This window comes from Virgibacillus siamensis, from assembly GCF_039522605.1.
In the GTDB taxonomy this organism is placed as follows: Bacteria; Bacillota; Bacilli; order Bacillales; family Amphibacillaceae; genus Lentibacillus; species Lentibacillus siamensis.
The window spans coordinates 1-19,691 of the sequence record NZ_BAAADS010000022.1 but is presented as its reverse complement, the minus strand read 5'-3'; the positions used below and the strand labels follow the sequence as shown (position 1 = coordinate 19,691).

Genomic DNA, 19,691 nt, shown 5'->3' with positions numbered 1-19,691 from the left:
GTTTAATATATTTATGTCACTCTACATTCAGTAAATCCGGTAAAAAAGTAGATATAGCCGGAACATAAGTAATAAGCATCAATACTATTAACGCAGCTACAATAAAAGGAATGATAGCCTTCGATAAACTAAATAACGAAGCTCCCGAAATACCACTCGCAACATATAAATTCAAACCAACCGGTGGGGTGAATAATCCTATGGCTAGGTTTACAGTCATTAAAACCCCAAAAGCTGTAGGATCAATGTCAGCGTGAAGAGCAATCGGTAAAAGTATTGGTATAAAGATATAGTAAGCTGAAATGGCATCAATAAATGCACCCGCTATTAACAATATAATGTTAATAAGTAATAGAATGATGATTGGATTTTCCGATATTCCAAGCAATAACTGAGAAATATCCTGGGCAAACTGTTTTGTGGTAATAACATATGCAAATATAGAGGCAGTACTTACGATAAACATCACAACTGTTGTTTGTACGGAAGCCTCCACAAAAACTTTGTATAACTTCTTTAATGAAAGTTCACGATATATTACTACCCCAACGAACAATCCATAGAAAACAGCTACTACAGCTGCTTCAGTTGGTGTGAAAAATCCCCCATAAATCCCTCCCAAAATGATTATTGGTACTAAAAGACCCCATAAGGCATTAAAAAAAGCTTTAACTATTTCCGTGAATGATGCCCTTTCTATTGTAGAACCAATTTCCGTAACACCCTCACCCTTATAGCCATTTAGTTTAGCTTGCTTCCGGTCATTTCTCCACCGCGTATATAACGTGGCTAAGACTAATCCTATCCCCAACAAGATACCTGGTATAATACCCGCGATAAAAAGTCTTCCTATTGAAACTGGAATTTGATCTCCCGCAACCACCGCAAAAACAATAAAAGCGATACTTGGCGGTATTATAATACCTATGGACCCAGAACTTGCCACCAATCCAGCAGCGGTTTCCTTTTTGTACCCATTTTTTACCAAAGCTGGTATTAAAATGCCTCCAATTGCTGCAACAGTAGCTGGACCAGAACCTGAAATAGCTGCAAAAAATATAGCTACAATAGCAGTTATAAAAACAATACCGCTTTTATAATGACCCACTAAAGCCTGTGCTAAGTCAATTAATCTTTTCGATATACCTGAGTATTCCATTATTACCCCAGTTAATATAAAAAAGGGAATAGCAAGAAGTGTAAACTTTGAAATACTTGCATACATAATGTCTCCAATTACAGACAGCCCCATAAAACCGTTCGAAATAAATAAAACAGTTAGAGATGACACACCGAGTGAAATAGCAATAGGTATTCTTAAAAAGATCAAAATAAAGAATAAAGCAAACAAAATCAAAGCACTCATTTTATCCCCCCTTGTGGCAACGATAGTCCCTTCCATTCTTTTAATGTAGCTTCAACACTTCGAATAATACAAAGTAATGTACCAAATGGTAAACCTAGGGAAAATAACCATTGAGGCCACCCTAATGCGGGAGTAGTTTTATTTACTTCCAGTTGATACTGAACCATTTTAAATCCATAATATGTAATAATTAAAAAGAATAAAATGGACAGAATTCCAACCAGCAGTATTATAATCCTTTTGATTGTTAAGGGTGACTTATCAAATAACAGGGAGAATCCAAGGTGTGCGTTTTCACGCACACCAATAGAAGTACCTACAAACGTTAATAATACGAATAAATTTACTGTAATCTCTTCATTAAAAGAAAGTGACAGACCAAAAAAATTACGGGTAATGACATTCCCAAAAGCAACGACCGACATAATAATTAGAGAACTAACGACGATGAACTCTTCAACGTAATTTAACCATTTAGTCATACTATCACCTTTCTATTTATCTAGTCTAAATGCATCTAATAAATCTTTCCCCCAGACTTCCTCATACTTTTCGTACACTGGTTGAACTGCCTTTTTTAATTTAGCTATTTCTTCTTCAGTTGGATAGTAAAAATTCATTCCTTTCTCTTTTAACTTTTTAATTTGTTCAGCTTCCTTTTCCCGAGCAAGTTCAAGTTGATATTGTGCTGCTTCTTTTCCAAGTTTTTTTATTAACTTTTGATCTTCTTTACTCATTGAATCGAACAGTTTTTTATTAATCCCTAATACAAGAGGATCATAAGAATAGTTCCACATTGTTATATAATCTTGTACTTCATATAACTTAGACGAATATATTACATCTATCGGATTTTCTTGACCATCAATTGTATTCTGTTGAAGTGCTGTAAACACTTCAGAAAATGTCATTGTTGTTGGATCTGCACCCAATTCTTTCCAAAGATCGGTATACATTGTTATTCCAGGAATCCTCATTTTCAAACCTTTTATATCCTCAGGCATTTTTATTGGATGAACACTATTTGTCACCTGACGGAATCCATTTTGACCATAACCAAGCAGTTCTACACCATTTTCCCTAAGAATATCCTTCAGAGCTTCTCCGCCTTCACCGTTAAAAACTTTATCAACTTCTTTCAAGTTTTTAAATAGAAATGGTGCACTAGCTACACCAAATCGTTCATCAAGTACGGAATATATAATGGTCGAATTAAAAGTTAAATCAATTGTCCCTTTCGACAACATTTCAACAGCTTTACCAGAATCCCCACCTGACAACTGCTCATTTGGAAAAACCTCCATGGTTATCCGCCCATTTGTTGATTCTTTTAAATCCTCAGCTAATTTCTCTGCCGCTTTATACCATGTGGATGATTCATTTACAGTAACTGACATTTGAAGATTATACTCTTTATCCTTTGCTTCCCCTGCACCAGATGAACATGCACTCACTAAAAATATTAAAACTATACTAATTACAAAACCAGTAAGCTTTTTCATATTCATGTTACCTCCATTTTAATTTTTTATAGAAACGTAGTCGTTTATGAAATCCACTAGATGAAGCGCTTCCATTTCCTTGGAAAGGCCAGCTCTTTCAATACCCAATTTCATCTGTAATAAACAGCCTGGATTTGTAGTAACAATAATGTGCGGATTAATTTCTTTTACATTTTCCATCCGATCATCTAATATCTTCATCGACATTTCTGAATGAATCAGGTTATAAATCCCCGCGGAACCACAACAATGGTCAGCTCCCTTTAATTCCTTATACTCGACATTGCTAATAGCCCCTAAAATTTTCCTTGGCTTATCAATTACATGATTTACATTTCGTAAATGACAAGAATCTTGATATGTCACAGATATCTTTTTGTTATTCCTATGGTTAAGCGGAAAGTCCGTAATTCCTAACCTAAATAAAAGGGAGGTAATATCAATAGACTTTTCCGAAACTTGTTTTGCCTTTTCCAAATACTCAGGTTCATCTTTCAGCAGCAGTTCATATTCAGATAAAAATGCCCCGCAACCTCCAGCATTATTCACAATATAATCAACATCTCTCGCTACAAAATTATCAATATTTTTTCTTGCATTCTCCTTCGCTTTTTTCAATTCACCACTATGACCATGTAATGCCCCACAACACACTTGGTTTTCTGGAACCCAAACTTCACAGCCAAATCCCCTAAGTAATTCGACTGTTGCTTCATTTGTTTTTGAGAATATCGTTTCCATTAAACACCCAGTAAAAAATGCTACTTTAATGTCATTCTTTTTCGACCTATAAATCCCTCCTCGCATAAGTTCCCTACTTTCGACTCTTGGTAATACCCCTTCCATTTCCTCTAATATATTTGGGAAGAATGAAAGTATATTCATTTTCCTTGTAATTGTTTGCAAACCGGACCTTTGATAAAACTGCATCAAAGTGACGGCTTTTTCCATCTTTTTTGGTTCTTGAAATAAATGATCAAATGTTACAGTTCTAACGAATTTTTCTTTTGTGGATTTCTTTTTTTCACGTTGGATTACACCCCTTGCATTTTCTAAAAGGTGTCCATATTCTACACCTGCTGGACAAGCTGGTTCACAAGCCCTGCACCCAAGACACATATCTAGAGATTCCTCAACTGATCCATCAAAAGGTATATCCCCATCTCTTACAGCTTTCATTAATGATAATCTGCCCCTTGGTGATTGTGTTTCATCATAATTCGAATGGATATATGTGGGGCATTCCGGTAAACAAAAGCCGCAACGCATACAGTCTAATAATTTTCCCTCATCTAACTCGTTCTGAAAACCAATCTTTATCCGCTCCCGTACTAATGCATCAGACATTATTGACCACCACTCGTTTTTTGGTTGACTTTGCAAATATTTTTCCGGGGTTCATTATATTATCCGGGTCAATCGCTGTTTTGATAGCTTTCATCACTGCTATACCGTTTTTTCCAATCTTCCATTCTAAAAAGGGAGCCTTCATTTCTCCAACACCATGTTCGCCTGTAATGGTTCCTCCTAACTTAATGGCAGCATTAAATATGTCCTCTAGCGCTTTTTCAACTCGTTCCATTTCTTTTTGATCACGGATATCTGTCAAACATGTCGGATGTAAATTTCCATCCCCTGCATGACCGAATGTACGAATCAGAACTTCATACTTTTCTGCAATGTGTATAATTTCTCGTACCATGGGGGCAACCCTTGAACGCGGAACAGTTGCATCCTCCAGTATTGTTGTAGGTCTTACTTTCGCTAATGCCGATAAAGCATCCCTTCTTGCAGTTCTAAGATCTTCGGCTGATTCCTTTGTCTCTGCTTTTTGAACTTCAAAGGCATTATATTTGTTGCAAATATTATAAATAACAGCCATATCTTTTCTAACTGTTTCATTTGTCCCGTCTTGTTCAATCAAAAGGACTGCTTCACAATCTGTCGGAAGCCCAATTTTTTTGTAACCCTCAATTATTCGCAATGTTCCCCGGTCAATAAATTCTAATGTTGTTGGAATAATTCTTGATGCAAGAATTGCAGAAACAGTTTCTGCAGCATCCTCCATTGAGTGATACATTGCAAGAATTGTTTCTTGATATTCTGGCTTGGGCAACAATTTCAAAGTTGCTTCCGTAATTATTGCAAGCGTACCTTCCGAACCGACCAATAATTTTGTTAAATCATATCCAGCAACATCTTTTGCAAGTTTTCCACCGGTTTTAATAGTTTCACCATTAGGAAGAACCGCTTCTAGTCCTAATACATAATCCTTTGTCACTCCATATTTTAATCCTCGAAGCCCACCGGAGTTTTCACTGATATTCCCTCCAATTGTTGAAATCTTTTTTGAACTTGGATCCGGTGGATAGAAAAGGTCTTTTTTTTCCACAAAATTAATTAATGAATTCGTTATAATACCGGGTTGAACAGTAATTGTCATATTTTCCTCATCAAGCTCCAAAATTTGATTCATATTCTTAAATAAAATAACAATCCCACCACTTGTTGGAGCTGTACCCGCAGCCAGGTTAGTACCAGATCCCCTCGGAACTATAGGTATTGTGTGTTTTTTGCATAAACGTACTATTGAAATAACCTCCTCGGTATTCCTTGGGGATATTACAAGATCTGGCATCGATTGAAAATTTGCAGTAGCATCGTATGAATAAGCTAATTTAGCAGCAGTTGTGTGGTAAACGTTTTCATTTCCACATATTTTTTGAAATGAATTTATAAGATTTTCTGTTATAATCCCCCTTCCTCCTCTCTTTTTTGAATTTGAATTTATTATATATTTTCAAAAGGTCTAAAGTCTATGTTAGCAACAACGAAAATTCCTACTATTTAAACTATAAAATTTGTTTGATTACACAAAATACAGGAAAGATTCTATCTATATGAGATGGACGTTTAATATTTCTTTATAATATTATTCATGTAGAAAACGGTAGCTGAGATACAAAGTAACTAAATGGTCGATATCATTCAGGTGTAAATCTGTAACCTCGGTAATTCGTTTTAGCCGGTATTGTAAAGTGTTTATATGTATATGAAGTTTTTTAGCAGTTCTTTGTTTAAACATATTGTTTTGAAACCAACAGTCAAGTGTTTCAAGTAAAACTTCTTCTTGCAATAATGGCCTAATTGTTCGTTTAATAAATTTTTGTTTAGTTTCTTCATTTAATTCGTGCTGCAGTATATCAAACTTTAAGTCTTCTTCAAATACTACAAATCTATTCACTGATGTTACTTCACAAGCTCGATTAGCTTGGTCAAATGACAAATATAAATCTTTAGAATTAACTAGTTGTCCAACTCCTGCAATTGCATTTAGATTCAGACTACCTTTAATTTCATTTAAAAACATTTCCAGTTTCTGTTTCAACCTAGGTTTATTAATTTGGGTTATCAACATTAAAATCTTTTCTTGACCCCAACGGATAAATATCGTGTCACCTCTTTGATCCCATATGGCTCTTAAAAAGTTTACTTCCTTTAATGAAAGATTTAAGGCTGAATCATTTGTTTCTATCACTACCACTTGCCTATATTTTTGCATATTAATATTAAAAAAATGGCTTCGTTCTATTAATTGATTTTTATTACCTTTATTGCTTAACCAATCAAACACAAAAAATTCCAATTCCCTAGCCTTTCTCTCCTGATTATTTCGAATGGCTGAATCTTGTATAAAAAGTTCGGTTACTTTTTGGACTAACATCGCATAAGGTTCCACAACTTGGGGATCACCGGTAATGCCTATGACACCAAGTGGTTTATTTTCAATTATGACCGGTAATACAACACCTGGATGAACCCCTTCTAGATGAAGAGTAAGTTCTTCTGTCATAATCATTTTTTCTTTTTTTTGCATGGACAAATAGGCACCTTCATGGAAATGGTGAAGACGATTTGTATCTGTACTAGCTACTATCAGCCCCTCTTCATTTGTTAAAATGACTTCCTCATTAATTAAATTGCGTATTTCATGTACAACAGAAGAATAAAATTTTTCTTCATAAAAGAAGTTTTTCATTTGTAAACACCCCATTACAGAATTTTCAATATAATTTGATTATATAATACCACTAGTGTTTTGAAATTAATTTTCTTATTTTGTACAACTGAAAATTCCTTTCAGAATATTACATGGGGGGATTCTTATTTTGTTTGACGGGGGACTTGCCATTGCAGCGGGTTTTACCGAAACGGGGCTTTCCGACTGGATCGGTAATCAATTGGATAGAACTTGAAGAAATGAACATTCTTATCATTATGTTTATTACTACTGCTGCCATCCTGTTCTTGACCAAGATAACATCGAATACTGCCACCGGAACAATGTTTATACCAATAATAGCTTCACTTGTGCTTGCTAAATGTACACCTTACGCATTAATGTTATATGTGCATGTTACCCAACTACGCATTTATGCTCCTGGTACACCACCATACGCCATTATTTATGGTACGGAAAAATTAAAATAACCGGGATGGTCAAAAATGGATTCTGGTTAAATATTACCTCTTTAGTTTTAATTGTCTTGCAGTATATTTCTTCTTGCCGATTATATGGGGAATTGATTTGTTTGAGCTGCTTACAAACATGAAGTAGCGATAAAGGGCTATTATTTACTGGGGAAGAACCTTTAATTGTAATCGTAAAATAATCCCAGCATGGGATTATTTTACGATGCGTTTTTACCTGGAATTAAACCTTTCTGTGACAATAGCTACTTTTAAGGATTCATCGTTTTATTAATACCTGTTAAAACCTGGTGCAACTCTAAACATACTTTTACATTGATTGCATTCGCTTTTGAAGACATCTGAAGTTAGGTTTGACTTCAAGGAGTAATCATTTTACGAATCAATCCACAACCAGGGAACAAAATTGAAATAGACTCTTCCTCAATAGTACCTATTTCAATGCTTTCCATATAGAAACAATAAAATGTATTTTCCGAGAATAGCATTATTACCTTTATTGTTCTACCCAGATGAACATTATTTAATTTACTAAAAAGGGACTTCACACCTAAATCACTTCCCCAAGTTGTTTCCCCGAGTCATCATAATAATAAAATCCTTGTCCAGTTTTAACACCAAAATTACCAGATTCAACAACCTTTTTTAGCAGTGGACAAGGACGATACTTTGAATCTTGAAAACCATTATAAAGACCTTCCATTGTTGCCAGCAATACATCCAAGCCAACAAAGTCAGCAAGTGTAAGTGGCCCCATACGATGATTTGCTCCCAACTTCATTGCTTTGTCTACATCACTCGGTTTAGCACCTTCCATCACACAATAAACCGCTTCATTCACCATTGGAACGAGAAGTCTATTGACAAGAAATCCTGGATAGTCATTGCAACGTACTGGACTTTTTCCAATGCTGTATGCAAAATCAAACATAGCTTCCACGGTAGTATTATCTGTAATAATAGATGGAGTGATTTCTACAAGATTCATGACAGGCACAGGATAGAAATAATGAAAGCCGATAACCTTATCTGGGCGCTGGGTGACTGAACCAATTTCTGCAATAGAAAGCCCGGATGTATTAGAAGCCAATATAGTTTGTTTGTCTGCATATTGATCCAGTTGGACAAAAACCTTTTTCTTGATTTCTATCTCCTCGGGGACAGCTTCTATTACCAACTCAGCTCCCTTTATGTATTCAATATCATTTTTTAAAGTAATGTTCTTTAATGCCTGTACTTTTTCGTTTTCGGTAATCTTCTCTTTTTTAACTTTTAGGTCCAATTGCTTTTCTATATTTACCATTGCTTCGTTTGCTTTTTCTTGATTCACTTCTATTATTATGACTCTTTTTCCTGATTCAGCAGCATTTTGAGCGATTCCTGCTCCCATTAAACCGCCACCTACAACAGCTACTTTTTCAAATGACATACATTCTTCCCCCAATCTTTAGCACAACAAAAGAATTAAAAATTATTGAATAAAGAAAAGGTGAGATGTAATTAAGTCTCACCTTATCCATTATTAACATTTTTCAAATAGTGCAGAGATACCTTGGCCGCCACCGATACACATTGTAACAATACCTTTATTCAGTTGAGATCGGTGCATTTCATACATCATTTTAACTGTTAAAATGGTTCCAGTTGCACCCACTGGATGGCCCAAGCTAATTGCTCCACCATTAACATTCACTTTATTTGGATCAAGTTGTAAATCTCTCATGACTGCACAGGACTGAGAAGCAAATGCTTCATTTAGTTCAAAAATATCAATCTTATCTAATTGAAAATTTAATTTTTCGGCCAACTTCTCAGTTGATAATTTTGGAGCATAGCCCATAACATCGGGACCGTTTCCGGATACGGCAAAACCTTTTATTTTCAATAAAGGTTTAACCCCTAACTCTTCTGCTTTTTCTTTTGACATAAGCACTACTGAAGCAGCACCATCATTAATTCCAGATGAATTTGCTGGAGTAACAGTTCCTTCTTCTCTAAAAGCAGGTTTCATTTTACCTAGTTTTTCTATAGTAAGTCCTTCTCTTGGGTGTTCATCAGTATCAACAATTGATACATTTCCCTTTTTATCTTTCACCTCAACAGGAACTATTTCATCTTCAAATTTCCCCTCTTTAATCGCTTTTACTGCGCGTTCTTGACTCCGTATAGAAAATTCATCTTGTTCTTCTCTCGAAACATGGTATCTTTCGGCTACATTTTCACCTGTAACACCATTATGATATGGACCACTTGGCCAAGTTAATATAGATAATAATCCATCCTCTAGATGTCCATGCCCCATTTTGTATCCAAAACGCGCTCCTTTTAAATAATAGGGCAATTGTGACATGTTTTCAGTTCCACACGAAACTACTACATCTGCATTTCCAGTCTGGATTTGCATCATACCATCTACAATAGATTGCATTCCGGAGCCACATTGTCTATTGACAGAATATGCTGTTGTTTCTTCCGGTAAGTCTGATTTGAGTGAAACAACTCTTCCTATAAAACCATTCTCAGCAATTTGTCCCACATTACCCACAATGAGTTCATCTACATTTTTCGATTCAATTCCTGCTCGTTTTATGGATTCTTTTACTGCATATGATGCTAAATCAGTTGCATGGACATCCTTTAAACCTCCGCCAAATTTTCCAATAGGCGTTCTTGCTCCAGATACCAATACTACTTCTTTCAAGTCACTCATTTTATATACTCCTTTTTTAATAGTCTAAATTACAAACAATCTTAAACTAAAGAACCATTCCCCCGCCTACATTTATTACTTCACCAGTAATATAAGACGCTTCATCTGATGCTAGGAATGAAATCATATTGCCAACATCGGATGGGCTTCCTGCACGACCCATTGGAATTTTTGAAACCATTTGGTCCCAAACTTTATCAGGTACACCTCGTGTCATATCAGTATCGATGAACCCCGGACAAATGGCATTGCATGTAATATTATGTTTGGCTAATTCTTTTGCTGCCGTTTTCGTCAATCCTACTACCCCTGCTTTAGAGGCTGCATAGTTTGCTTGACCAAAATTCCCCAGCCAACTGGCGGAAGAAATAGAAATAATCCTGCCAGATTTATTTTCTTTCATTCGAACAGCCGCTTCTTGTGTACAATAAAATGTACCAGTTAAGTTAACATCAATAACTTGCTGCCACTGGTCTTTAGACATTTTGTGAAGGGTAGAATCCCTGTTGATACCGGCATTGTTCACTAAAATGTCTACAGCTCCAATTTCTTCAGTTACGTAGTTAAAAAGATTTTTTATTTCATCTTGGTTTGCAATGTTGGCAGCGTAAGAAGTTACGCTATATCCTTGATTGGAAAACTCTTGCTCTACTTCTTTACATGCTTCATCATTCAAATCAACAATTACGACCCTTGCTCCCTCTTCAGATAATTTTTGCGCAATGCCTCTACCCAATCCTCTTGCTGCACCAGTGACAATTGCTACTTTATTTGATAATCTATTCATCTGTTTTCCCTCCACTTATTCTTATTGACAATATAACCAAAGTATTGTATTTACATTTATTACATCGAATTATAGATGGAAGTATTACTATTCCTTAACTTCCGATAAATTCTTTTAATCCGAATGCGCCTTCCGTGAACAATTTTTTATCCATTTCCTTCAAATCTTGACTGATGATTGGTTCAAATTCCATCATTTCAAGAATATCTTTTTCCAGATCAATTCCAGGGGCTATCTCTATTAGCATCACACCTTCTTTTACCAATTTAAATACCGCCCTCTCTGTTACGAAAAAGACATCTTGACCTTTCTCTCTAGCTAATTTTCCATTAAAAGAGATTTGTGAAGCTTTTGAAACCATTTTCTTTATAGATCCTTCTTGATTGATATGCACCTTTTCATTTTTTAGGCTAACTTTTGCCCCACCTGTACTAAACGTTGCACAAAACACAACTTTTTTAGCATTTTGTGTAATGTCAATAAATCCACCAGCGCCTGTACATAAGGGCCCCATTTTAGTTGCATTGACATTCCCTTCCTTATCAAGTTCACCAGCTCCCATAAAGGTAATGTCTACTCCAGCTCCATTATAATAATCCATTTGTTGATCATGTGTAATCATTGCATACACGTTCTGTCCAATTCCAAAATCAATTCCGCCTGCTTGTACACCGCCATATATTCCAGATTCAACGGTAATCATACAATCATTAGAAATACCTTCTTCATTGGCAATATTTCCTACTACATCATTGGGTATTCCTGTTCCTAAATTGATAACATCTCCTCGATTTATTTCAAACATAGCCCTTCTGCCGATAAATTTTCGGACATTCAAATCCAATGGTTGAATGGTAGTTATTGGAACTCTGAGATTCCCGGAATAAGACGGATCATAATACCAAGAAGATGTTTGTCTATGATCTTCATATGGATTATCAGATACAACTACTGCATCAACGAATACTCCTGGAACAACAACCTCCTTTGGGTTTAGAACTCCGGTTTGCGCGACACGTTTAACCTGTACAATAACTTTTCCTCCAAACCTTTTCGTAGCAAGCACAGCCGGTAATACTTCAAGCTTCATGGCTTCATCTTCCATAGTAATATTACCCATTTCGTCTGCGGTTGTCCCTCGTATAATGCAAACGTCTAGAGGTATGTTTTTGTAAAACATATATTCTTCATTGCCATAGTCCATTATTTCCGTAATATCATCTTGTTTTTTAGTTCGTTCATTCATCTTTCCCCCTTCAATGCGAGGATCAACAAATGTTCCTAGTCCCACCTTGCTCATTTTACCTGGAAGTCCACAAGCCATTGACCGATACAACTGCGCCATTTGCCCTTGTGGAAGACAATAAGCATCAACTTTATTTTCAGCTATCATATTCATCCATTTTGGTTGAAGTCCCCAATGTGATCCAATAATTTTTGTTACCAAATCTTCATGTGCAAAATGTTGGATTCCATTTTGTCGGTCGCTCTGACCTGCTGAATGTACTAATGTTAGATTTTTTGGATGATTAGTTTCTAAAAAACTATTTTCAATTGCTTTTAGAATAGACTCTGAAGAACTTATTAATGTCATCCCAACTGTGGTAACTGTATCATTATCTTTTATATAATCTATAACTTCACTAGCCTTTATAAAATTTGTTTCCATCGAATTCACTCCTTTTTTGACCCTCTATATAACTTCTTATTCTTTTTTTATCTGCTTTGGAATTTGCAGTTTTAGGTATTTCATCAACAAAGAAATAATGTGGTGGAATCTCATAACCCGCCAATTTAGTTTTTAATTTTGATTTAATAGTCATCTCATCAAACTTATAACCGTCTTTAAAAGAAATCACTGCAGCAGGTACTTCCCCATATATATTATCTTTGACTCCGACAACAACCACTTCATTAATACCTTGTATCTCACGTATAGCATTTTCAATATCAATACTGAAGATTTTTTCTCCGCCTCTATTTATTAAGTCCTTTTTTCTGTCTACAATGTAAAGATACCCATCTTTATTTAGATATCCTATATCCCCTGTTTTCAGCCATTTATCCTTAGTAATCAAATCTAAATGTTGTTGATAATACTCTTCAACAACATTTGTCCCTTTTAACCAAACTTCTCCTGTGTTTTCACATTCTAGTTCGCAGCCAGAATCATCAACTATTTTGATAGATAATCCTGGAATTGGCTGGCCTGATGAACCAATATAGTTGCTTATTGACGCATCAGAAGGAAAAATGGTAGCCGGTGAAGTTGTTTCTGATAATCCGTAAATCGTTCTAAATGACATTTGTGGTAACCATTCTTTTAATTCTTTTATCATTTCAGATGGCATATTACTACTACCACATGCCAGCGTTTTCAGTCTTGGTAATTCTGGAAACGAACCCTTTTCTCTTAGCATTAATGTAAAAATTGTGGGAGATGCATGATAAAAAGTAACTTTAGAATTATATATGTCTGATAAAAGCTGATTCACATTAAAGAATTTATGAACACGAACAACTCCTTTACACTTCAAAAACAGAGATAATGTTGCAATTAAACCTGTAACATTATAAATAGGAATTGCTAACACTGTAGAATCGCTTTCATCAACGTTTAAAAGTCTACTATACACAGATATCGCATGCTGAATATTAAAGTTTCGGATAACGACACCTTTGCTAAATGAAGTAGTGCCTGATGTAAACATGATAATAGCTACATCCTCTACGGCTCCATTGTCTTCCATATCTGATATTGGATAATCATTAAGATAATGAAAAGCATAGCCATTTACTGATTCTTTTTCTTTACTTTCACATATAATTAATTGGCATTTCTGATTTTCATACTTGCTAACCCAAGAAGAGTATTTCTCATCAGCAATTATCAAATCACAGTTACTTTTTTCAATCAGCGAACGTATTTCCGGTTCTTTATATTTAGTAGGAAACGGTACGATCGTTGCTCCCAACTTTTGCGCTGCCAAAAAGGAAACAATAAATTCAACCGAGTTAAATAACAATAAGCCGATATGTTTTTCTTTTTTAATCTGATACTTATCTGCTAAATAAGAAGACAGTTTATCGGTCATTTCCAACAACTCAACATAGGTATACGAATAACCATTTGTGTCTACTATTCCGATTTTATTTGGTACTTCGATAGCATTTTCTTTGAGCACTTGATACATATTACTTTGAAGATCGGTAAAAGTACTGTATTCCCTACCGTTAAAATCCCTCGTTACTAAATCACTTTTGATCGTTTCACTCCAAAAATCATTTCCTGAAATCATGTTGTTTCCCTCACATCTTTAAAATATATTGCCTGCAGTTGTACCTATCTTCAGGCTTATAACGCTATTTCTTGAAGGTCATACTTATCATCCTCACTTGACTTATCATGAATACCCTCTTGTAAAGATGTTAATATTTCTAAGAACATATCCTCGTTATTTTCTAATTCCTCGGGGGTCGTTGATAGAGATGCAACAATCATTCTACCTGTCTCTTCAGAATAAAATAATAATTGCAAAACCCTAACCAGTTCATTTTTACCTAAGATTCGGTATATACTATGGTTTGCTACAAATTCATTTTTTAGTAAATAGGCATCCCTGCCATTAATAGTACCCTTTTTTTTATCAATAATTTTATATCTATCCTTATGGCGACTTCTTTTTTCTTTATTTTTAAACTGTTTCTCTAATTCATCAACGTAATCATCTATATCCACATCTTCTTTCATACTTGCCCAGCGAATTGATAAAGAAGTTGCTGCTTTTTTGGATACCGTTACTTTATCAATTTTTATTAAACCTTCGTTAAAAGTGAATTTATTATTTGGGTTAATAAATACTTGCCAATCCCTAGGATGACGGATGCTAATGCCATATATTGTAAGTGGTATAAAATTATTCATTACTTTACCCTTCTTTCTTATTTAACGCTGATAGTGAAGAATCCACTGCGGAATTCATTTCGGTACCAGCATTTATAATGGAATCTACTCGAACAATATACTTATTAATTACTTCTTTTGGAGCTTTAGTTACTAAACTCACACCAACGTATGCAACAGTGTTGACTACTAAAGCCCATGCCAATGCAGAAAATCCAAATGGCGGCGTAATAAAGAATGTAAACGTTGTTGTTACAACTAACCCTAAAATGGTCCCAGAAAAGGCTCCCTCTTTTGTTCCCCTCTTCCAGAATAACCCCCCGACTGTAGCAGGTAGGATTTGAGCAAAAAATGGTGATGACAGGGCATATGCATAATCAACAATATATGCCGGTCTTATAGCAACAACAATTAATGTTAAAAACATCAACATAATAAGTAACACTCGTCCAAAATAAACAACTTTTTTAGGTTCAACCGACTTTCCTTTTAATTCGTATGCATGACGAACATAGACATCTCTTGAACCGATAGCACTTGCTGATAAAAGTAAAGAATCTGCTGTCGATACGCCAAAAGCGAACAAACACAATAATGATAAAAATGAAATAATTGGTGGTGCATATTGAGTAGAAAGCACAGATATAATGCTGTCTGTATCGGCAAAATTCGGTCCCAGAATAGCCGGAGCTAAGATTGCACCAAGAATAGCGATTAAAAAATAGACGAAAACGTATGCAACAGGTAATGACCAGGACATGGTTCTAAATGTATCTTTATTAGCAGCAACATACATTCTCATAAAAATATGTGGCCAAACTACTGTCGCTACTGCACCAGTCAACACATTTGATAAAGTTCCTTGCCAGTTAAATGTTCCATTCGGTCCAGGATGAGATAATATAGGTGCTAATTCCGGGTCATTTAAGATTGTATTAACCGCCTCTGCAAAGCCACCATTAGGAAAATAAGTAATCGTCAAATAAACAACCAAAACGATTAATGTTCCAGTACCAAGGATAAAATGAAAAGCATCCATCCATGCTACCGATTTCATTCCACCACCAACAATATGCAATGAAACAATGATTGTGGCAAATCCAACCGCTATAATATAGGGTAGCATTCCTTTGGTGGTTTCAACTGCTGCATCACCAATCGCTATAAGTTGCATAGCTACGTAAGGAACAATAAACAATACTAAAACAGCTGCTACCAATAACCCATAAGCATCTGAATTATAGCGTGATCTAAGAAAGTCAACTGGCGTAGTGAAACCGTATTCTTTTCCTAAAATCCAAAGACGATAACCAATAATCACAAAAAGTAATCCCGCAATCATTCCACCAGTATTTGAAAGGTATCCAATACCTTCTCTGTAAATCGCTGCTGGAACGCCGTAAAAAGCTAAAGCAGAAAACACGGAAATTGCAGTAGTAGCTAATAATACAAATGGATTTATTCCACGATCAGCTGTAAAAAACGCCTCAGAACTTTTACTTGTTTCTTTAAAGGATCTAAATCCATGATATACAAGTACTCCCCCATAAATTAATATTCCAATTATTATTAAAACACTTGCATTCACTTTGTACTCCCCCCTGCTTGATTATCATATCTTACATGTTTCTGAGTATTGAAAAATCCATGGAAATAAAGACCCCAAATAAAAGCCGCAATCAATGGAGTTCCAAATAATAAGAACAGTTGCAAAGGTAGCCACCCAAACAGTATTGGGTTTGGTACATAAGGTAATAAAATCCAATCAAATGTAAAGTAAATAACATTAAATAAAACAAACAGTACTTTTACAGTTTTACTCATACGATTTCCTCCTTCATTTTTAATGTTTTATTTTTTAATGCAAAAGCCCTGATAACCTTCTCCCCTGCATTTTCAATAAGTTCTGGAGCATTATTCATTGCTTCGCTTAAACTCATTGGTTTGTTAATGATATCTATTACAAGATCAATACCTTGATTGTAAACATCTACTATATTAGCCTCTTCGCTGCCAACTACCGCAATTACCGGTATCCCGCATTTCTTGGCAATCCTAGCTACTCCTATTGGTGCTTTTCCATGTACAGATTGAGAATCCACTTTCCCCTCACCTGTTATTACTAAATCTGCATTTTTCATATATTCCTCTAATTTAATTAAATTTAATATTCTATCTATACCTGAAAATATCTCTGCGTTACAAAATGCTAACAGCCCTGCTCCAAGACCCCCAGCAGCACCTGCACCTTCTTCATCCATAATATTTATATCTAACTGTTCTTCTAATTTTCTGCCATATTTTTTTAATAATTGATCTAGTATCTCAACATCATCGTTAGAAGCACCTTTTTGTGGACCATATACAAAAGAAGCTCCATCTTTTCCACAGAGGGGATTTTTCACATCTGAGAATACAGAGATTTTCGTTTCGTTTATTCTCCTATCTAACTTTGAATCATCAATAAATTCTATGTTAGCTAGTGCCTCTGCACCGAATCCAATTTCTTGAGAGTATTTATCTTTAAAAGAAACACCTAAAGCTTGAGCCATTCCGACCCCTGCATCGTTTGTAGCACTACCTCCAATTCCAACAAATATTTCTTTTACACCATAATCCAATGCTGCCTTAATTAACTGTCCGGTTCCATAAGTTGTCGTTTTAAAAGGATTTTTATCTTCTTTTTTGATAAGGGTAAGTCCTGATGCCTCTGCCATAGCAATAACCGCTATATTATTATTTATCAGCCCCCATTTCGCAGTAACCTTTTCACCTAATGGACCAGTAACTTCTTCTTCAAAATATTTTCCATTTAATGCGGTCACTAACGCATCAACTGTTCCCTCTCCCCCATCAGCTAGCGGAAGCTTTGTTACAACAGCGGATTGTTCGACTCGTTTTATTCCTTTCTCAATGGAATCTGCCACTTCAAAAGTATTGGCACTTCCTTTAAAAGAGTCAACAGCAATTACAATATTCAATTCAACACATCCATTCTTAACATATAGGTAATTCTATCTCTAATACAGCTGATGAAGAAAACGCTTTCTCATCGATATACATTATTATAATTTTAAATTAATTCAATTTCTATGTTACACAAGCTTAAAATTGAGCATAATAATAGCGAAACAATTGTTACAAGAAACAATTGCTTCGCTATCATTGTGAATCTTTTACCTTTGAATCAATAAGAAAGCCATTTTTAGCACAACAAAATCTTGGTATTTCCTCATATCATATCCCGTTTTTTGATATAACCTATTTATTCTGTATTGTAGAGTGTTTTTATGAATAAACAATGAATCTGATATTTGTTTAATAGATCCGTTATACTTTTCAAAAAGACGAATAATTTCACTATACTCACTAATATCTTTGTCATTTAGATTTCTCAATATCTTGTTGCAAAACTCGAATTCGGCACTTTTAGTCACATTTTCAATTATCAATTCAATATCCATATGATTATAAAAATTTATATATCTATCTTCTGATGATAAAGCCCAATTTAAAGCTACACGTGCTTTTTCATAAGATTCCCTTACCTTTTTAAGTTCATGTTCAACAGTTCCAATCCCAAATTTTATCCCTAATCCGTACTCTGATTGAACAATGTGGACAATTTCACTCAAAATTGGTTCTAAACTTTCCTTTGAAACCTTCTGTATGATCATTATAATATTATTTTTGTTATGCATCATCAAATTTTCGGAGTGATTCATCACTTTATTTTCAAATAGGTTTAAAATCTTATCTTTTGCTTCAATTACGTGATAGCTACCACCCGATATTTCTGAAATTACTACTACACGTGGAACATTATCTCTTACATTGAAAACCCTTATACGGCTCAAGAACCCTTTATCATACTTTTCACTTTCATTAAATAAAAGCTCATCTATAATCATACGTTGATTCTCTTTTTCTTTATTTTTCAAATTGGTTGTATACGCATCTTTAATCAACAGTTCAGTCATGCGTTTGATGATTTTTCCGTATTTCCCCACTTCACTTTTTTCCCCAGTAATTCCTATTACACCTATAATGTTATTATCAAAGTACAGTGGTAAATTTATTCCCTTTCTGGCACCTGTATACTCACCATCATATCGAATTATCAAATTATCTTTTGTATCCTTAACCTTTTTTCCGCCACCATGAAATGCACCAACACGATTAATATCAGTACTAGCAATTATTACTCCATTTGTATTTATATAGTTGATATCCTGATTAATAATTTCTTTCATATCCATAACAATAGTTTGTGCTAACTCTGTAGAAATATCCACGGATTATTTACTCCCTCCCTCCAAAATCGTTCTCATCATCTAGTATCTCTTTATAACGATTACCTCCTCAGGATTTATCGATGGTACATTAATTATATTATTTTATAATGGAAATAAAGGTTTGCTGAATGAATAAATAATAAAATTTCAATCATTGCTTTAGCATAATATTATCTATGAGGATCGACATCCTAAAAGGGAATATCGCATATACAAATAATATAGTTCTATTATACTACAAATAACGAAAAAGGCACTAACCACATATTGGCTGTATGTGTCAAATCCCCCTATAGTTGAAGCATTAACAAGGCGTTCTAATGAACCCCATAATTAACAAATTAGATTATTAAACTACTTTTGCGAAAAGGATTGACACGACATTAGACTTTAAGTCAACCCTAAAGCATGGGTGCCGCCCAAAGTCTCACCCACCAAACTCGACCAACAACTGCTCAAACTCCCCCTGTTTCCCAGCATCCAAAACCGCACCAGACACCTCCTCCCCACGCGACACTTCTTTTCTCTCCTTCCGCTCCCGAAACCAATCCGGAATCACCTCACCACCAGCCGGGGCGCCACGATAAGATCGCTGCTTCCGGAATGCCGCTTCATCCGCCTCAGCTTGATCAATCG

The 19,691-nt window shown here is 35.1% G+C and carries 17 protein-coding genes and 1 pseudogene; 1 reads left to right on the top strand and 17 read right to left on the bottom strand.

The window, feature by feature from the left end:
* Window positions 1-16: 16 nt before the first annotated feature.
* The 6 genes from ABD010_RS14710 to ABD010_RS14685 all read right to left on the bottom strand — a co-directional run bounded on the left by ABD010_RS14710 (window position 17) and on the right by ABD010_RS14685 (window position 6,907).
* Complete coding sequence (locus tag ABD010_RS14710) at window positions 17-1,366, bottom strand: TRAP transporter large permease (protein ID WP_343814695.1); 1,350 nt, start codon at window positions 1,364-1,366, stop codon at window positions 17-19.
* The gene (locus tag ABD010_RS14705; protein ID WP_343814692.1) at window positions 1,363-1,848 is read right to left on the bottom strand and encodes a TRAP transporter small permease; all 486 of its coding nucleotides are present in this window, start codon (window positions 1,846-1,848) and stop codon (window positions 1,363-1,365) included. The genes ABD010_RS14710 and ABD010_RS14705 overlap by 4 nt, the downstream gene beginning before the upstream one ends.
* Before the next feature lie 12 nt (window positions 1,849-1,860).
* Window positions 1,861-2,868: a DctP family TRAP transporter solute-binding subunit gene (locus tag ABD010_RS14700; protein WP_343814689.1), complete on the bottom strand. Its 1,008-nt coding sequence runs from the start codon at window positions 2,866-2,868 to the stop codon at window positions 1,861-1,863.
* 18 nt (window positions 2,869-2,886) lie between these two features.
* Window positions 2,887-4,215, bottom strand: coding sequence for a (Fe-S)-binding protein (locus ABD010_RS14695; protein WP_343814686.1), 1,329 nt, complete (start codon window positions 4,213-4,215; stop codon window positions 2,887-2,889).
* Window positions 4,208-5,623, bottom strand: a complete 1,416-nt coding sequence (locus ABD010_RS14690; RefSeq protein WP_390351407.1) for an FAD-binding oxidoreductase — start codon at window positions 5,621-5,623, stop codon at window positions 4,208-4,210. The genes ABD010_RS14695 and ABD010_RS14690 overlap by 8 nt, the downstream gene beginning before the upstream one ends.
* Window positions 5,624-5,800: 177 nt before the next feature.
* Window positions 5,801-6,907, bottom strand: a complete 1,107-nt coding sequence (locus tag ABD010_RS14685) for a CdaR family transcriptional regulator (protein WP_343814683.1) — start codon at window positions 6,905-6,907, stop codon at window positions 5,801-5,803.
* A 152-nt stretch (window positions 6,908-7,059) separates the two neighbouring features.
* Between ABD010_RS14685 and ABD010_RS14680 the strand changes: the two genes are divergently transcribed.
* The gene (locus ABD010_RS14680; RefSeq protein ID WP_343814680.1) at window positions 7,060-7,359 is read left to right on the top strand and encodes a hypothetical protein; all 300 of its coding nucleotides are present in this window, start codon (window positions 7,060-7,062) and stop codon (window positions 7,357-7,359) included.
* Window positions 7,360-7,909: 550 nt separating this feature from the next.
* On the opposite strand, the gene ABD010_RS14675 is transcribed toward ABD010_RS14680, so the two are convergent.
* The 11 genes and pseudogenes from ABD010_RS14675 to ABD010_RS14625 all read right to left on the bottom strand — a co-directional run.
* A complete protein-coding gene (locus tag ABD010_RS14675; protein ID WP_343814677.1) occupies window positions 7,910-8,788 on the bottom strand; it encodes a 3-hydroxyacyl-CoA dehydrogenase family protein in 879 nt (292 codons plus the stop codon).
* 93 nt (window positions 8,789-8,881) lie between these two features.
* Window positions 8,882-10,069: a thiolase family protein gene (locus ABD010_RS14670; protein ID WP_343814674.1), complete on the bottom strand. Its 1,188-nt coding sequence runs from the start codon at window positions 10,067-10,069 to the stop codon at window positions 8,882-8,884.
* 46 nt (window positions 10,070-10,115) lie between these two features.
* On the bottom strand, window positions 10,116-10,856 hold the full coding sequence (fabG, locus tag ABD010_RS14665; RefSeq protein ID WP_343814671.1) for a 3-oxoacyl-ACP reductase FabG: 741 nt from the start codon (window positions 10,854-10,856) through the stop codon (window positions 10,116-10,118).
* Window positions 10,857-10,950: 94 nt separating this feature from the next.
* Window positions 10,951-12,525: an acyl CoA:acetate/3-ketoacid CoA transferase gene (locus tag ABD010_RS14660; RefSeq protein ID WP_343814668.1), complete on the bottom strand. Its 1,575-nt coding sequence runs from the start codon at window positions 12,523-12,525 to the stop codon at window positions 10,951-10,953.
* Window positions 12,500-14,155, bottom strand: coding sequence for a class I adenylate-forming enzyme family protein (locus ABD010_RS14655; RefSeq protein ID WP_343814665.1), 1,656 nt, complete (start codon window positions 14,153-14,155; stop codon window positions 12,500-12,502). Before ABD010_RS14655 ends, ABD010_RS14660 begins: the two co-directional genes overlap by 26 nt.
* 56 nt (window positions 14,156-14,211) lie before the next feature.
* A complete protein-coding gene (locus ABD010_RS14650; RefSeq protein WP_343814662.1) occupies window positions 14,212-14,781 on the bottom strand; it encodes a hypothetical protein in 570 nt (189 codons plus the stop codon).
* A 4-nt stretch (window positions 14,782-14,785) separates the two neighbouring features.
* The gene (locus ABD010_RS14645) at window positions 14,786-16,348 is read right to left on the bottom strand and encodes a sodium:solute symporter family protein (RefSeq protein ID WP_343814659.1); all 1,563 of its coding nucleotides are present in this window, start codon (window positions 16,346-16,348) and stop codon (window positions 14,786-14,788) included.
* Window positions 16,345-16,584, bottom strand: a complete 240-nt coding sequence (locus ABD010_RS14640; RefSeq protein ID WP_343814656.1) for a hypothetical protein — start codon at window positions 16,582-16,584, stop codon at window positions 16,345-16,347. The genes ABD010_RS14645 and ABD010_RS14640 overlap by 4 nt, the downstream gene beginning before the upstream one ends.
* A complete protein-coding gene (locus ABD010_RS14635) occupies window positions 16,581-17,741 on the bottom strand; it encodes a glycerate kinase family protein (RefSeq protein ID WP_343814653.1) in 1,161 nt (386 codons plus the stop codon). The genes ABD010_RS14640 and ABD010_RS14635 overlap by 4 nt, the downstream gene beginning before the upstream one ends.
* A gap of 195 nt (window positions 17,742-17,936) precedes the next feature.
* Window positions 17,937-19,055, bottom strand: coding sequence for a CdaR family transcriptional regulator (locus ABD010_RS14630; protein WP_343814650.1), 1,119 nt, complete (start codon window positions 19,053-19,055; stop codon window positions 17,937-17,939).
* A gap of 427 nt (window positions 19,056-19,482) precedes the next feature.
* Window positions 19,483-19,691 (bottom strand): annotated as a pseudogene (locus ABD010_RS14625) (hypothetical protein); the annotation flags it as partial.

Bases quoted from the DNA above. Each gene is read 5' to 3' on its own strand.
- ABD010_RS14675 (WP_343814677.1), bottom strand. From the start codon at position 8,788: ATGTCATTTGAAAAAGTAGCTGTTGTAGGTGGCGGTTTAATGGGAGCA.
- ABD010_RS14710 (WP_343814695.1), bottom strand. From the start codon at position 1,366: ATGAGTGCTTTGATTTTGTTTGCTTTATTCTTTATTTTGATCTTTTTA.
- ABD010_RS14655 (WP_343814665.1), bottom strand. From the start codon at position 14,155: ATGATTTCAGGAAATGATTTTTGGAGTGAAACGATCAAAAGTGATTTA.
- ABD010_RS14695 (WP_343814686.1), bottom strand. From the start codon at position 4,215: ATGTCTGATGCATTAGTACGGGAGCGGATAAAGATTGGTTTTCAGAAC.
- ABD010_RS14700 (WP_343814689.1), bottom strand. From the start codon at position 2,868: ATGAAAAAGCTTACTGGTTTTGTAATTAGTATAGTTTTAATATTTTTA.
- ABD010_RS14650 (WP_343814662.1), bottom strand. From the start codon at position 14,781: ATGAATAATTTTATACCACTTACAATATATGGCATTAGCATCCGTCAT.
- fabG (WP_343814671.1), bottom strand. From the start codon at position 10,856: ATGAATAGATTATCAAATAAAGTAGCAATTGTCACTGGTGCAGCAAGA.
- ABD010_RS14660 (WP_343814668.1), bottom strand. From the start codon at position 12,525: ATGGAAACAAATTTTATAAAGGCTAGTGAAGTTATAGATTATATAAAA.
- ABD010_RS14640 (WP_343814656.1), bottom strand. From the start codon at position 16,584: ATGAGTAAAACTGTAAAAGTACTGTTTGTTTTATTTAATGTTATTTAC.
- ABD010_RS14670 (WP_343814674.1), bottom strand. From the start codon at position 10,069: ATGAGTGACTTGAAAGAAGTAGTATTGGTATCTGGAGCAAGAACGCCT.
- ABD010_RS14705 (WP_343814692.1), bottom strand. From the start codon at position 1,848: ATGACTAAATGGTTAAATTACGTTGAAGAGTTCATCGTCGTTAGTTCT.
- ABD010_RS14685 (WP_343814683.1), bottom strand. From the start codon at position 6,907: ATGAAAAACTTCTTTTATGAAGAAAAATTTTATTCTTCTGTTGTACAT.